Here is a 14867-nt window from a genome sequence, read left to right as displayed (position 1 = left end):
AATTGTTGGTGTTTCACTAATCTCAGGCGATGTGGTGGGAAGTGGCGCGTAGATATCTAGCGGCTTGTCGTTAAACATCCCAGTTTCAGCAATCTGAGGTGATATAGCACTAATTGTTGGTGTTTCACTAATCTCAGGCGATGTGGTGGGAAGTGGCGCGTAGATATCTAGCGGCTTGTCGTTAAACATCCCAGTTTCAGCAATCTGAGGTGATATAGCACTAATTGTTGGTGTTTCACTAATCTCAGGCGATGTGGTGGGAAGTGGCGCGTAGATATCTAGCGGCTTGTCGTTAAACATCCCAGTTTCAGCAATCTGAGGTGATATAGCACTAATTGTTGGTGTTTCACTAATCTCAGGTAGTGCTAAGATTGGATAACTTTCTGTAGACTCGCTGGCAGTATTCTCAAGATTGCTGTCATGTTGCAGTGAAGTTACATTTGCTGAGACATCTAAAACATTAACAGTTACTAACTGTTCATTATTATCAGAGTTTGTGAATAAGCTGGGTGTGTCTTCAATATCGGCTGAGATAGGTGTTAACTGAACAGGTGTACTGCCTGGAGACTCACTCGTAACACTAGAGATAATTTCTTGTTGTATTGCAATAGGTTTTTTTGCAACTGAAGACTTAGAATTAGGTACACCAACATTCGGTAGGGGTACATAGCTGTGCGCCCCTACGGTATTTTCTGCATTCGCCAAAACATGAAGTGTGTCATCAACATTAAGTGAGGTAAATACTGACGATAAAGCTGCATTCTCTACAGAATTATCTGTAACAAAATCATTTGTGTTACTTTCTAATATTAAGTCTGATTCAATGGCTGTAATTTCCTCAAAATTACTATTTGTATGTGGTGATTCTTCTTCCGGCGATGGAGGGTTTAAGATTGGTAACACCTCTTTTTTCTGTATTAAATTTGTCGGCAAAGTGGTGGTTTGATTATCAACTATAGAAGTAAATTGATCTGTTTCACTATCCTGTTGTATTGGCGTTAGGCTGACTGGGATATCTGAGATATTAACTGATTCTGATGCTTCAGTGATTATTTTTGGTTCATTCTTGATAAGAAGAGGCGGAGTAAATGTTTCCTCAATATTATTAGGTAAATAAAATTCTATCAGTGAAGTTTCTGCTAGTTCATTTACATTATCGTCTAATTTCTTTTTTTGTTGTAATTGCGAAATGCTTTCTATCAGAGACGATTGTGCATTAGGTAAACTAGATGTTAACTCAGGATTTGCTTGTACTTCGCCGTTAGCAATATTCCTGAATAAAGTCGATTTATCTTCAAAGCTAGGTGAAATTGGTGCCGTTATACTAGGCGTTATGATGCCAATCGAATCACGATCATTTGTAATATTATCTGAAGCAATATCAAGTTGTAACGTGGGGAGTTCTAAATTAGCCTCAACAGGCAAAGGCTCATCTGATGCTAATAAGCTATCTTCATTGAAATTAATAGGAATTTTGCTTTTATCAACCAACTTAGTCGCTGATGATTTGACTGTTTTTTTAGTCTGAGATTTAGGCGTTGACTTTTTTTCCGGTGGCTGTTGAGATTTGTTTATTTTTTTTGATTTAGATTTACCTTTAATCTTTATTTCTGATGATGTATTATTACTGGTATTGTTGTCAATGCGAGTTGGCATTATCTCTGGAATACTGCTTTTTATTGGTTCACTACTATTAATATTACTATTTTTTAGTGGAGTTCTTGAATCAGAAGAATCCAAGTCAACTAATGGAAACTCATTATTTATATCCTGAGTATCCCAACTATCCCAACCGATCAATGGTTGTATCGATGCTTCATGTTCACGAGACAATAAAAATTTTGAGGATGTGACTAATGGTGGTTTAGTTTGTATGGAACTGATAAAATTACTTCGTGAATTTAGCAAATGAGACTCTTTTCTCAATAACATTCCGTGAGGATGAGATAAAGATGATCTTAACCCAAGAGGATGAATATTGTTTCCTAGTAGAGGTTGAATAATTTGCATAGTTATAGTTTAAAAAGAGCCAATTAACTAGAAACAAAATATCCTGTTTTTTGATTTCGTTGTACAGAAATACCTCCTCCTCTAGCTCTTGCAACTTGTAACCCTTCATAAGCTAAAGTTAATTCTTCAATGGCAACTGCCTTGCCATCTGCTTGGAGTGCAGGTGTTTTCCAGGTTATCGGAATAGCACCAATCAAAGTCCAACTCATCATCGTTTCACCGGCTTGATTGAAAATCAGAATATTGACATTACGTCGAGATGTTTTCTTTTGTTCATCAAAAACTGCATTCATCCAGTTCCAAAAACCTGGATGATCGGTAACTCCACGTTTAAGAGTGATGTCTGCAAATTCTGTATGACCTAAATAAATTCTTTGCTGATCGTTAACACCACCTTCCTGAAACACATTTTTCTTAATTTGAATACTTAATCCTGAACATTCAGCGAAAGATGCAGCAATAGAACTGTCGATCTCAACGTAGAAACGATTAGTTGTAACATAATTTAATTCGTGAGTAATGTTGCCGTTATTAGCGCCTATAGCCATCACAACCACCTTTGGGAACCATAATTACCTATCCTTTCGCGCTGCGATCGCAAATCTTCTAGCAAAAGTTTATACACGTACTCTGTCAGTTGGTTCATCAGCAATGAATCATTGAGGTATTTACTTGCCGTTTTAGCCGCCTTGCTAGCATCAGATGCCGCCGAAACCCCGGCATATCCAGCAGTACCGCCAACATCTCCATCGAACGTGAAAAAACTTTGTTGCTGTTTTGAGTCCATAAATAAAAAATCTCTCCTAAAATCAAGGCTAAAGCTACTGCATCAGAATCAAAAGTAGCCAAAAGTCGAATTTGACCTCTGCCTGGATTTAGACTTTGGTGAATTGTGTTACAAGTGCGATCGCTGTACTCTAGATGTTAGTAACAGCAAAATATTCATCTAGCTACTGCTTGGGTATCAGGAGAATGAAATGAGAGAACAGGTTAACCGGCAGAAAAAAACTACTACAGGCTTCTCAATTCCATCTCTGAAAAACCCGATACACGGCTTTGGTTTGGAGTCTTCGGCAATTTCACGCCAAGCGGTTCCTGAAATACAACCACTCCATAAACCACTGACTCACGATATAAGTCGCATACCACTGCGTACCCAAGCAAAACTCTCAATTAGCCAGCCTGGAGACATTTACGAACAGGAAGCTGATAGCGTCGCACAGCAGGTAATGCAAAGAATGGCGCAACCTGTAAATCGCCAGTCTATCCAACGAGAAGCATTGCCAGAGGAAGAAGAAGAATTGCAGATGAAACCTCTGGAGATTAGCACATTGCAACGTCAAGAAATGCCAGAGGATGAGGAAGAATTACAGATGAAATCTCTGGACAATAGGACACTGCAACGGCAAGAAGTGCCAGAGGATGAGGAAGAATTACAGATGAAGCCGATGGCGCAGCGTCAGGCTGAGGCTGGGATAGCTGCTGCGCCAGACTTGGAAGCGTCCATTAACCAAGCTAGGGGTGGTGGACAGGCGATCGCAGACAACATCCGCGAACCGATGGAACAGGCGTTTGGCGCAGATTTCAGTGGGGTGAAGGTTCACACGGATGGTCAGTCTGATCAGTTGAATCAATCAATTCAGGCGCGGGCTTTCACGACGGGACAGGATGTGTTCTTTCGGCAGGGGGAATATAATCCTGGGAGTCGGGGCGGACAGGAGTTGTTGGCGCATGAGTTGACCCATGTAGTGCAGCAGAATGGGGGAGCAGTGATGCGATCGCCTTTACCACCGCAGCAGTTATCGCAACACACAGCCATCGTAAGCCCATCTGCATCAATTGCCGATCGCGCGATCCAAGGGAAAGTGGCAATAACAGGGAATAGCCAAATTTCATCATTAGCGCAGCCCGGATGTTTGCAAATGGTTCCATGGAATTCTGCTAATACTACGGCTGTAGGTGGGTTATCATCATCGCTAAATGCAGGATACGCGTTGGCAACAGCGAGTCCGAATGCACGACCTGCTGTGCCTCCATGGGTTACTAACAGAGTTGCCGCAGATAACCCATGGAATGATTCTACAGAGCGGGCAGAATCAGACAAGACTGCCTTAGATGCCTGGAATAGGCTCCCAAAGAGTGCTCAAGACAAGATTCCTGATGAGATTACTTGGAAGATGAACAGATCAGATAAAGATTACAATAATAGAATGACGGTACATCACAACCAATGGCCAATAACCGCGGCTGCAAAATGGTTAACGGCCAGTTGGAATGCGCCTTGGAATAATAACGATAGTGACTTACCCGGACTCGCGGGAGCCGGAGGGTACGCTGAATACTATGCGGAACCAACAGGAGCTATAGCGGCTGAAGGGTTCTGGGGGAGAAATCGAATTGTAAGGGATACGACAGGGGCAGGGCCACATGCGAATCATTGGTGGGCTACAAGCGATCACTACAATAATTTTACCCGAGTTACATAACTATTGCTTAATACAATCGTAATTTACAACAAAAAACCAATAACAAGAGTAAAAAAGGAATGCCACGATGAAGAATATAGGATTTGATATAACACGACCATCCATCATAAATGTGGTAAATAAAGTAGCATATACAGACTTATCAAACTCCCTGTGCCAATCATATAAGCTGTACACTCTAAATGGCAAAAACATCGTAAATATAGAGACATTTCTAAGTGAATTTTCCGATCAAATATTAACGAAGGGCAAAGCAGACAATTTGAGTAATTTTGAGGATCACTTTTTCCAATACCTCGTAACTTGTCCTGAAGTACGCTCTGCCTTCATTTGGACAGAAGTCGATAACATGTTGAAAGGTGCATTGATCGATTTAATTACCTTTTCGGATATCCTTTCGTCCATTACCAGAAAGTTATACAAGCACGGTCATACACATATAAATATATTAGTTGGCAGCGATATAAATTTTCCGATGCCCATTGAATTATAATTGCGATCACCGCTCTTATAGGGTTCAAAAACGTGCGTGTAACGCGCCATGTATTAGATGGCTTAGTATTCTTATTAAGAAAGTTAACCCCCCCACCTTAAAAATTAATGCGACGAGAGATTTCAGTTAGGGGAATTTCTATGTTTAAACAGTGCAGAACTAGCGCCCACTCAAGGTTAGAGTGAACTTTCCATAGCCAGCGATCATTAGTGTTACAATCTCAGTTTAGGGTTGAAGAATTGCCAATTTAATGAGAACGCAACATGACTTGTGCGATCGCCCGATACTATAAAACGGGGTTCCCGAAAATTTAGACCTTGAGTGAATTGTATTAAAAGTGCGATCGCTGTACTCTAGATATTATTAATAGCAAAATATTCATCCACCTACTGCTTAGGCATCAGGAGAAAAAATGAGAGAACGCATAGTCCAGCCCAAAAAAGCTACTACTGCTTCCTTCTCAATACCTGCACTCAAACAACCGATACGTGGTTTTGGTTTAGAGTCCTCTGGTGCTTCATCCCAAGCAGCAAATGAGGTGCGATCGCAAAATTTACCTTTAATGCACGACATCAGTCGAATATCACTGCGTCCACAAACAAAACTCACGGTTAACCAGCCAGGAGATATTTACGAGCAGGAAGCTGATAGAGTAGCACAGCAAGTGATGCAGAGGATGAGTGACCCTGTGAGTAAACAGTCTGTGCAACGGGAAGCATTGCCAGAGGAAGAAGAAGAATTACAAATGAAATCTCTGGCGGATACCAATACTTCGCTGCAACGGGAAGCATTACCAGAGGAAGAAGAAGAATTACAAATGAAATCTCTGCCTGATGCCAATACTTCGCTGCAACGGGAAGCATTGCCAGAGGAAGAAGAAGAAGAATTACAAATGAAATCTCTGGCTGATGCCAATACTTCGCTGCAACGGGAAGCATTACCAGAAGAAGAAGAAGAATTACAAATGAAATCTCTGGCGGATACCAATACTTCGCTGCAACGTCAGGGTGGTGGTGTTGCAGCCACATCCGATCTGGAAACTTCAATCCAACAGGAACGGGGAAGTGGACAGCCACTCTCAAACGATATCCGCCAACCAATGGAGCAAGCTTTTGGGACTGACTTCAGCAGTGTCAAAATCCACACAGATAGCCGCTCTGACCAACTCAATCAATCTATCCAAGCTCGTGCCTTCACAACAGGACAGGATATATTCTTCCGTCAAGGAGAATATGCTCCAGAGAGTCATGGAGGAAAGGAATTACTTGCCCATGAGTTAACTCACGTTGTCCAACAAAATGGTAGTGCGCTTGGGCGTAAATTGCTTCCTGACCAGGAGATAAAAAAAAACAATATCCAAGCCAAAGCCCTTCTTAACTCCCCTTCTGGGTATCAACAAGTAATCCAGCGTAACCCTTTTAAAAAGGTTAAAAAATTCTTTTCCAAAGACAGTGGCGATATAGATAACAGTGGCGATGAAATAGAAGAAATACAGGTGAACGGGGAGGACTGGAAAAAATACTTGGAGTTAGATATCTTGACGATGCAGCCTAGCGATATCATAACGGACAGGCAATTTGGGCATAATTTATATATAAATATCAGATGGTACAACAAATCGCAGAAAAGATTGCGCCTTTTGACACCGCCACCATTAGAATATTTTGAGGAAATAACAAAGATCACGACAGACAACGGCGGCAATAGAACTACAGAAACAGAATCGCTGGATCAGTACGCAAACAGGCCAAATTCTAATACTTTCCGTAGCTACGCACTCGGAACTCAGGGCATGATTATAGATCCAGGTAAGTCGCTCACGGCAAGATTTCTTGATCCGCCGCAGATCACAATCACACAAGAGTATAAATCCCGCACTGTTAAGTTCAAAATCGGGTTACAGGGGTCGCAACAGTGGCTAACTGGTGTGCAGCTACTAACGTGCGAGAATAACAAGATAAGAGAGCATGAGTTTATCCCAACAAGACTCAGGGCTGGCTAAGAATTACGGCACAGTTAGTTTTTATAAACTATTAATTATCTTGCAAAAGTCCCATCAGAAATTAAAGACTCTTGAATAATCAGGACTTACGCAAACAATAGCCGAAACCCTTATTTTCAGATAGGGGCAATTCATGAATTGCCCCTACAGCGTGTACTTTTGCGTAAGTCCTAATAATGACTAATAACGCTTAAGAAGCCGATCGCTGCTGCTCAATTTGCAGTGGGATATTTTCCCGCACGAGTTGCCAAAAGTGCTTGATGGGGGGAATTTGCAGACGGTCTTGAGTTGTTACCATAACTACCCGACGAGTCAAACTGGAACCATCTGCTAAACCACTAGTATTATTGCTGGCTAAGGAACGAATCGCCAGGGTAGGGTCAAGACGAGCTTCTATTAATGCTGATTGAGGTAGCAAAGCTATTAGTTCTCCTTGGCGCACGACTCCCCGGAAGGCATCTAGGGTATTTACTTCTAAAACCGACTGGAGTGTAGCTTCCATGCGCTCAAATCTATCTTGTATTAAGCGTTGCATCCCATAGCCATCTTTAAAAACCACTTGGGGATAACGAATTAGCTCCGACCAAGGAACGAATTCATATTGTGCTAGGGGATGATTGGCTGCGGTTAAAACTTCTATAGGTTCATCATAAAGTACTTCTACCACCATTTCTCTACTGGTGGTTAAAAAGCGATTATTCATCACAATTGCTAAATCTACCAATCCATCTTTGAGGACTTTGAGAGCGCGATCGCTTCCCAATGAAGTTACCCGCAATTGCACATCTGGATAATCATGACAAAACTTTTGCAACACTGGTGGTAAGTAAGATCCACATAGGGAGTGAATCACGGCAATGCAAAGTTCTGGTTGCTTTCCGGCGATTAAATCGGCTAATTCTTCTGTAGCAGTCTGCCACTCTTGGCAAATTTTGCGGACGCGGGGTAACAAGCGTTCACCTCCTAGCGTCAGCTTGCCATGACTGCTTCTGTGAAACAGTTCTATCCCCAAATCTGCTTCTAATGCTTGGATTTGGCGACTAATCGTCGATTGGGTAACACCAGATGTTCGCGCTGCTTGTTGAAAGCTGCCGGTTTGGGCGATCGCTAGAAAGGCTTGCAACTGCTCTAGGCGCATTTTTATGTAGCCTGAATTACATTTATCAGTTTTATTAAGTTAACGGATTTTTATCCACAATTTAGTAGAGTTTGTTACAGGCCTTTTGTCTGATTTACATTTATAGCGGTTCTCGGCCCAAGTGATGTACAAGAACCCCACCCCCAACCCCCTAAGAGCAAGCGAAGAGGGGGCTAAGATAGTACCTAATATGATTAGGAAACGCTATATGTAAATCAGGTTTTATCGCCTTTGTCGTCAATTATCCGCTTTGCACGGATTTTTTCGGAAAATATCGCCAAAAAAGAACTGACTATTTTCTGCTGAAATATCTGAATTTTTAGATAAGATTTTTAATTCATTATGCGACTGATTATAACGTCTGATACGGATACAGCTGCGATCGCATCAGATATAGGACTAGTATTTGATTTTTGAAATGCACGTAGTGGACTGTCATGGCTTTAATAGTGCATTAGACGTAGGTTGGGTGGAGCGGAGCGCAACCCAACTGATTATCAGGATGTTGGGTTACGCAAAGCCTCCACCCAACCGACAATTTTTTTGCAACATTAAAGCCATTACAGTCCACTACAAGACTACCGAGATTTTTTCAGAAATCAAATATGATTCCTATATTGCATTCAGGACTTACGCAAACGATAGCTGAAAAGAATGATTTTTAGGTAGACGCATTCGCAAAGCGTCTGTCTGTGACACGCTGTTCGCGTTCGTAGAGAAGCGGCTTCTGTAGGGTATTGCCCCTACAGCTAATACTTTTCGGTTAAGGGGAAAAGGGGAAAAGGGGAAAAGGGGAAAAGGGGAAAAGGGCAAAAGGGGAAAAGGGGAAAAGGGGAAAGGGGAAAAGGGGAAAGGGGAAGAGAAAACCTTTCCCCTTTCCCCAAAAGCAAATTCCTATTTTGAAAATGCACGAACCGAGAAGTATTGGTTTGTTATCTGGGGCGAGAACCTGTTACTTCATCAGGATCGCTATAAGCCCGGACTTTTTCGCGATTACGAACCAGACCTCCTAAACCCGCTAGACCAAGCAAACCTAGCCAACCCCAATCGAAACCGCGATCGCTATTTCTTTCGGAAGTTGCGACGCCTGCATTCCTGTTAGTACCTGTGGCATCAGTGCCTGTGGAATCAGTACCTGTTGTGCCAGTACCTGTACTATCAGTGCCCGTAGTGCCAGTGCCTGTAGTTCCAGTGCCTGTAGTGCCAGTACCTGTAGTTCCAGTGCCCATAGTGCCAGTGCCTGTAGTGCCAGTACCTGTAGTATCAGTACCTGTAGTGCCAGTACCTGTAGTTCCAGTGCCTGTAGTTCCAGTGCCTGTAGTGCCAGTACCTGTAGTTCCAGTGCCCGTTGTGCCAGTACCTGTAGTGCCAGTACCTGTAGTTCCAGTGCCGGAGCTAGTACCCGTTGTGCCAGTACCCGTTGTGCCAGTACCCGTTGTGCCAGTACCTGTAGTGCCAGTGCCTGTAGTGCCAGTGCCTGTAGTTCCAGTGCCTGTAGTTCCAGTGCCTGTAGTTCCAGTGCCCGTTGTGCCAGTACCTGAGCTAGTGCCAGCACTGCCGGAGCCAGCACTGCCGGAGCCACCACTGCCGGAGCCTCCACTTTGGGCAGAAACTGAAGGAGGTAAGGATACAGAAGCGAAACTGATGGCAAAGACAGTAGCTAAAAAAGCTTTAGATAAATCGAGAGGCTTCATAATTTATGGTTCCTTTTATGTTCTAGATTTCTGTGGTCGATTGATTTTCAAAACCGATATTGTCTACTCAATCCACTGGTAAATTAGGTAAATCTTGACAATAATTGAGTAGTTTTTTCCCCAGCTTCTTTTGAAAAATTTGAAAGCGTTTGAAGATACCACAACAATTTAGTATTCCTCAGAGCGATCAAAATAATTCATAATCAGTAATTACTAATTTATGATTAGGAACCTACGACCAAAGTCGCTTGTTCACAATAGAAAAAAACAGTATTAATTTATTTTTAATCTAATAAAACTATCTTCACTTCTATTCACATTTTCATTTAATTACTTATTATGAATTATTTTGTTGCTCTTAGACAGCATAACTGCTAGTTTATCGCCGGACTTCTACCATAAGTAAGAATAAAACCCTTCTATCGCAGGAATTAATTTGGCATTAAAGCTAAGTTAGTCTATGAGCGTGAAAAGAATGAAACGTTTTAGAGCTTGCAATTAGATAAATCGACCTACCTAAGAAGTACAAGCGATCGCTAAATTAAGTAGGATTTTTACCTGAATAAATATAATTACTTTTTTGACATTAGCTTTTACTTACTGAGATAGAAATGAACTAGAAACTTTAAGCAGTTAGATGCTGCCAGCGGTTGAGACTCTATTAACAATACTTTACAATCATATTTCACCTGAGAACTTATAACTTCATACTCCAGGTGTGTCTTACTTTAAACTTAAGGAATACTTTTATTGTCGGTTAAGTAGGATGCCGTAAATAATTAAAGGTTTGTAGTAAAGACTTTAATCCTCTCTTTTCTACGCAAGGGTGCGCCAACGAGACGCTACGCGATTAAAAGTTGACAGTTAACAGTCCTAAAATTTACCATTCGGCTAAAGCGATCGCTATTCCTTGTTTTAAATCTGGTGTGAGTGCAGCATTATTTGCTAACTGCTGCAATTGTTGATGTGTGGCTTCCCCATCCAGATTTTTCAGTGCTGCGATCGCATGTAGTCTCACCGATGCATTAGAATCGCCTAGCAGCGAAATCAATGGTTCAATTGCTTGCATTTTGCCTAACTGTCCTAAAGACAAGGCGATCGCACTTTTGATGCTAGCAATCTCTGTGGCTGGATGTTGCGATCGCAGTATTTGCAGTAAGATTTCGGCGGCTGGTATAATTAACTGCGGTTTTTGGACTCGCCCCAAAACTGTGACAATTTCTTGCCATACTGTCTCAGAAGTACTTTGATTAAGTACTTGTTGCAAATATTCCAAACTCGATAACGTCCCCACCCAACTTAAAGCGCGGATGGTTTCTAGTTGCAGCGTTATCGGTGTGTGGGGTGAAATCAGCAAATCAAATAAGTATTTGGCAGCGTCATCATTACCCATCCGAGAAAGGGTAACTGCGGCTGCACAACAAACATCAAGGTTAAAGTCGTAAAGTTTGGGTTGCAGTCTCGTTGCTAAATCTAATGCTTGGTGCAAGTCGGGACGAAAACCTAAACCAAGCACTGCTGCACGCCTGACTGTAGCGGCTATATCATCCAAAGCGTTCAACAGGATTGGTGGTACACGTTCGTCATGAAAACTGCTGAGGGCTTCAATTGCGGCGGCGCGGATTGCTGCTTGTGAATCTTGCACTACACTCAACAACGGTGTGATGGTTTCTGGTTGCCGAATACAACAAAGCGATCGCACTGCTAACAATCGTGTATCTTCATCTATTAGAAGTTCAGTTAGTGAAGCAATAGCAACAGTACCCATTTGTCCCAGTGCCGTAGCTGCGATCGCTTTAAGTTCTTCATCCTGATCATTTTTCAACAATTCAACTATTGACGCGATCGCTTTTGGGTGTTGAAATTCGCCCAAAGTCCTTGCTGCATACCAGCGCAATTCTTCTTCTGCCTCTTCATCTTCTAATATTTCAATCAGAGGTGGGATGGCAACATTTCCCAAGTGAGTCAACACTTTGGTAATTTCCCAGCGTTGCTGAAAATCCCCCATCTCTAAGATTGAAAGTGTTAATTTTAGGAGATATTCTCGATTTTTAACTATCTCTGGATCTTCCGAGTCTGCCCCTAAAATTAACTGTTGTAAATATTGAATTAGTGATGACCAATCAGCTGCATGATATGCTGCCTCGGCTTGCACCAAAAGCTGTTTGATGTTACTCACAATATCTTGCTGGAATTATCAATTTTATGCTTCCTGCCTCCACTAAGTTGGCTTGACTACAACTGAATTCCCCTCAATCTTGGCGGCGTAAGTTTTCAACGGGTTTGTCGCTGGGCCTTTTTGCACTTTACCATCAGCTGCATATTCCGAACCATGACAGGGACAAGCGAATTTTTTGGCATCAGCTTTCCATGCTACAGTGCAACCTGCGTGAGTACACGTAGGGTCAACAGCAGTTAGATTTCCGGCTTTAGATGTGCCGACTACCAGCACCGGGCCAGCAGGTGAGTTTTTTGCCAGCAATTGACCTGTTTTATCTAATTCTGCCGATGTACCTACTGTTTGCCAATCTTTAGATGCTGGAGGTGTTTGAGAAGAACAAGCTGCGATCGCTACAGGTAGAGAACTCGCAATCAAACCCAAACCTACCCAATTAATAAAATCACGACGTTTCATAGCTACTGAAATAATATCTAAGTTTTAACTAACATCTGCCACTCAATTTGGGATTTTAGGTTAATCTATGGCGATTTAAAATTGCTTCAGTCTTCTCAAATACCGTTGATTAAGCGTTCTAGATCGTTCATTGGTGACTTTGATGCAAATAATGCATAGTATTCATGCACTTTCTGCAAACTTTACCAAAAAACGTAACAATCTATACGATTTTAACAAAAATCTCATCTTAAGTTATGAGTATCGAAATTGTTACATGAACATGATCTAAACCTGCTTGACAAATTCCCAAGATGTAAATAGCGACAAGTTTTCCTTAACTAACCACGGATTTGAAGTTTCGCGTTGGAATCCTCTTGAGTAAAAATAATTAGCCGTAATTAAATATTAAGTTTTTATTCCCTAACCCTCGTAGATACAGCACCTGATGTAACTACGGATTGATTGGTATTGGGCAATTACCATCACACTTCCCGATCATATCAGTAATTTGCAACGAGAGTCAGCCTGATGACAGACACAGCAACTACCACTAGCCTCAATAAGTTCGAGAAATTAAAAGCAGAAAAAGATGGACTCGCCATCAAGAGTGAGATAGAGAAATTTGCCGCCCTGGGTTGGGAGGCAATGAATGAAACAGATCGTGACCATCGACTCAAATGGGTAGGCGTGTTTTTTCGCCCAGTTACCCCAGGCAAGTTTATGATCCGGTTGCGGATGCCTAACGGTATTCTCAGCAGCAGTCAGATGCGTGTTTTGGCCCAAGTGGTGCAGCGTTACGGTGATGATGGTTGCGCTGATATTACTACCAGACAGAATATCCAATTACGGGGGATCAGAATTGAAGATTTACCAGATATCTTTAATAGATTTGACGCAGTTGGTTTAACCACTGTACAGTCAGGGATGGATAACGTCCGCAATATTACAGGCGATCCGGTAGCGGGGTTAGATGCAGATGAGTTGTACGACACGCGAGAGTTGGTACAACAAATTCAAGATATGCTTACTAACAAAGGGAAAGGGAACCCAGAGTTTAGCAACTTACCACGGAAGTTTAATATTGCGATCGCAGGTGGAAGAGACAATTCAGTTCACGCTGAAATTAACGATTTGGCTTTTGTGCCAGCATTTAACGAGGGGACTGGGGATAGGGGACAGGGGATAGGGCAAGAATTTTCCCAATCCCCAATATTTGGCTTCAACATCCTTGTGGGTGGCTTTTTCTCAGCTAAACGCTGTGAGGCGGCGATTCCTCTAAATGCTTGGGTGGCTCCTGAAGATGTGGTAGCTGTATGTAGAGCCGTTTTGGAAGTTTATCGCGATCGCGGTTTACGCGCTAATCGGCAAAAATCCCGCCTAATGTGGCTAATCGATGAATGGGGTTTAGATAAGTTTCGAGCAGAAGTAGAAAGCCGTTTGGGTAAATCATTAATATCCGCAGCCGCAAAAGACGAGATCGACTGGGAAAAACGCGACCATATCGGGGTATATAAACAAAAACAAGCAGGCTTAAATTACGCAGGTTTGCACATTCCTGTCGGTCGCTTGTATGCCGAAGATATGTTTGAAATCGCTCGTATAGCAGAAGTTTACGGCACTGGCGAAATCCGTTTCACAGTTGAGCAAAACATTGTTATCCCCAATATTGCTGACTCGCGTTTAGCAACATTTTTAATAGAGTCTTTGCTGGAGAGATTTTCGATTAACCCTGGTTTGCTGGCGCGATCGCTAGTATCTTGCACAGGCGCACAATTTTGCAACTTTGCCCTCATCGAAACCAAAAATCGCGCCCTGGCAATGATTAAAGCCTTAGAAGAAGAGTTAACCTTCACCAAACCAGTGCGAATTCACTGGACAGGTTGCCCCAACTCTTGCGGACAGCCTCAAGTTGCAGACATCGGCTTGATGGGAACTAAAACTCGCAAAAATGGCAAAACCTTGGAAGGCGTTGACATCTATATGGGCGGCAAAGTTGGTAAAGATGCCCATTTAGGAACTTGCATCATCAAAGGCATACCATGCGAAGACTTGCAGCCAGTATTACAAGATTTACTCATTAAACATTTTGGGGCAAAACCCAAGCAAGAAGCCCTACTAGTTAGTAACTGCTAGTACTTATCTGGGGTATTGCAATACCGTTCGGAAAGAAAGATCCCCCCGCCTGTGGCGACCCCCTTAAAAAGGGGGTAAAGGAGGAAAATAGCCCCCCTTTTTAAGGGGGGTTGGGGGGATCTCCGCTCAATAAACAAGTTAACCGAACCGTATTGAGAGGCATTGGGCATTGGGCAAAACTCATACTTCAACCTTAAAAGCTCAACCTTCAAGATAAAAGGCTCAACCTCCGAGTTCAAAGGCTCAACCTCCGAGTTCAAAGGCTCAACCTCCGAGTTCAAAGGCTCAACTTCC

At 42.4% G+C, this 14867-nt stretch carries 10 protein-coding genes; 3 read left to right on the top strand and 7 right to left on the bottom strand.

The features are described from left to right. The 3 genes from V7K62_RS27735 to V7K62_RS27725 form a co-directional block, all read right to left on the bottom strand. On the bottom strand, positions 1-2010 hold a 2010-nt coding region (locus V7K62_RS27735; RefSeq protein WP_334869840.1), incomplete at its 3' end, for a hypothetical protein. Positions 2011-2033: 23 nt separating this feature from the next. Then, positions 2034-2558: a phage tail protein gene (locus V7K62_RS27730; RefSeq protein WP_334869838.1), complete on the bottom strand. Its 525-nt coding sequence runs from the start codon at positions 2556-2558 to the stop codon at positions 2034-2036. Then, positions 2558-2797 (bottom strand): hypothetical protein, encoded by a 240-nt coding sequence (locus V7K62_RS27725; protein ID WP_334869836.1) that lies wholly within the window; start codon positions 2795-2797, stop codon positions 2558-2560. The genes V7K62_RS27730 and V7K62_RS27725 overlap by 1 nt, the downstream gene beginning before the upstream one ends. Positions 2798-2987: 190 nt before the next feature. Between V7K62_RS27725 and V7K62_RS27720 the strand changes: the two genes are divergently transcribed. Both V7K62_RS27720 and V7K62_RS27715 read left to right on the top strand, forming a co-directional pair. After that, the gene (locus V7K62_RS27720) at positions 2988-4496 is read left to right on the top strand and encodes an eCIS core domain-containing protein (RefSeq protein WP_334869834.1); all 1509 of its coding nucleotides are present in this window, start codon (positions 2988-2990) and stop codon (positions 4494-4496) included. Between the two features lie 905 nt (positions 4497-5401). Continuing rightward, positions 5402-6991 (top strand): eCIS core domain-containing protein, encoded by a 1590-nt coding sequence (locus V7K62_RS27715; protein ID WP_334869832.1) that lies wholly within the window; start codon positions 5402-5404, stop codon positions 6989-6991. 190 nt (positions 6992-7181) lie between these two features. Here V7K62_RS27715 and V7K62_RS27710 read toward each other — a convergent pair whose 3' ends face one another. From V7K62_RS27710 to V7K62_RS27695, 4 genes are all read right to left on the bottom strand, one after another. Then, positions 7182-8129 (bottom strand): LysR family transcriptional regulator, encoded by a 948-nt coding sequence (locus V7K62_RS27710; RefSeq protein WP_334869830.1) that lies wholly within the window; start codon positions 8127-8129, stop codon positions 7182-7184. A gap of 932 nt (positions 8130-9061) precedes the next feature. Then, on the bottom strand, positions 9062-9823 hold the full coding sequence (locus V7K62_RS27705; RefSeq protein ID WP_334869828.1) for a hypothetical protein: 762 nt from the start codon (positions 9821-9823) through the stop codon (positions 9062-9064). Between the two features lie 880 nt (positions 9824-10703). After that, on the bottom strand, positions 10704-12005 hold the full coding sequence (locus V7K62_RS27700) for a HEAT repeat domain-containing protein (protein ID WP_334869860.1): 1302 nt from the start codon (positions 12003-12005) through the stop codon (positions 10704-10706). Between the two features lie 39 nt (positions 12006-12044). Then, positions 12045-12458, bottom strand: coding sequence for a QcrA and Rieske domain-containing protein (locus V7K62_RS27695; RefSeq protein WP_334869826.1), 414 nt, complete (start codon positions 12456-12458; stop codon positions 12045-12047). Positions 12459-12968: 510 nt separating this feature from the next. Between V7K62_RS27695 and V7K62_RS27690 the strand changes: the two genes are divergently transcribed. After that, positions 12969-14573 carry a ferredoxin--nitrite reductase gene (locus V7K62_RS27690; RefSeq protein WP_334869825.1) on the top strand — a complete coding sequence of 535 codons (1605 nt, stop codon included), beginning with the start codon at positions 12969-12971 and terminating at the stop codon, positions 14571-14573. The last annotated feature ends 294 nt before the right edge of the window (positions 14574-14867 follow it).

The organism is Nostoc sp. (assembly GCF_036917935.1).
Lineage (GTDB): Bacteria > Cyanobacteriota > Cyanobacteriia > Cyanobacteriales > Nostocaceae > Nostoc.
Note: the sequence above shows the minus strand (reverse complement) of the source record. Positions and strands in the feature narration are given on the sequence as shown.